The organism is Campylobacter sp. GB48, from assembly GCF_049221845.1.
GTDB lineage: Bacteria > Campylobacterota > Campylobacteria > Campylobacterales > Campylobacteraceae > Campylobacter_D > Campylobacter_D lari_C.
Genome location: NZ_JBMJAR010000069.1, coordinates 1 through 1,007, shown reverse-complemented (window position 1 = coordinate 1,007; position 1,007 = coordinate 1). Strand labels below are relative to the sequence as shown.

1 protein-coding gene is annotated in these 1,007 nt (G+C 26.4%); it reads left to right on the top strand.

Annotated elements, in window-relative coordinates; translation table 11 throughout:
* Positions 1-1,007 (top strand): toprim domain-containing protein (locus tag ACOTVC_RS08825; protein WP_421628380.1); only part of this gene is annotated, 1,007 nt, incomplete at both ends.

The following is a 1,007-nucleotide window of genomic DNA, read 5'->3' as shown; positions in this document are numbered from 1 at the left end:
TTCAACCAACACCTCCCTAGCCCTTCAATCATTTAAAAAATCACTTGAAGAAGAAGGATTAATTATAGATAATTTACCTATTATGGATGGTAAAATTCATAGAGTAAAAACTACTAATGATAAAGGTAGAGAATTAAGTGGTGCTTATATTGGATATTTAAATAACAATTTTCCTGCAGGTTTTATACAAAATTTTAAAACAGGCATAAAGAAAAATTGGAAAATGCAAGTAGAAAAAAACTATAATGGTAATTTAAAAAGTTCTCAAGAATTACATAATCAAATAAAAAAAGATCAAGAGCTTAGAGAAAAAGAAATTTTAGCCTTACAAGAAAAAACTGCCTTAAAATTAGAAGATGAGTATAATAATGCAAGATGGGCTAATTCTAACCATGCTTACTTAAAGAAAAAAGGCTTTGATGAAAACTTTTATCTTAAACAAGATAAAATGGGTTCATTATTAATTCCTTTAAAAGATGAAAATGGAAAATTATGGTCACTTCAAAGAATATTTTCAAATGGAGATAAAATCATAGGGGTAATTAAAACTCAAGAAGAAAAAGATCAAGGTGTGGAATATCTTGCAAAAAAACAAGGTTGTTTTCATATTATAGGAGCTAAAACACTTCATAATTTAAAAGAATTTTATTTATGTGAAGGTTTTGCTACTGGTGCTACTTTGTATAAAGCTTTAAATAAACCTATCATTATGGCAGTAGATGCTGGTAATTTAGAAAGTGTGGTTAAAAAACTAAATACTCTCTATCCTGATAAAAATATCACAATATTTGCTGATAATGATGTAAAAAAAGAATTAAAAGGATTAGAAAACACAGGTAAAAAAACAGCTTTAGAAATTAAAGAAAAATATACTAATGTTAGTGTAATTTTACCAAATTTTACACAAGAGCAAAGCTCTCAAGGTATGAGTGATTTTAATGATTTAATGCTTTTAAAAGGACTAGAATTTGTAACAAAAGAAATTAAAATGCAGATGTTTAGGGATA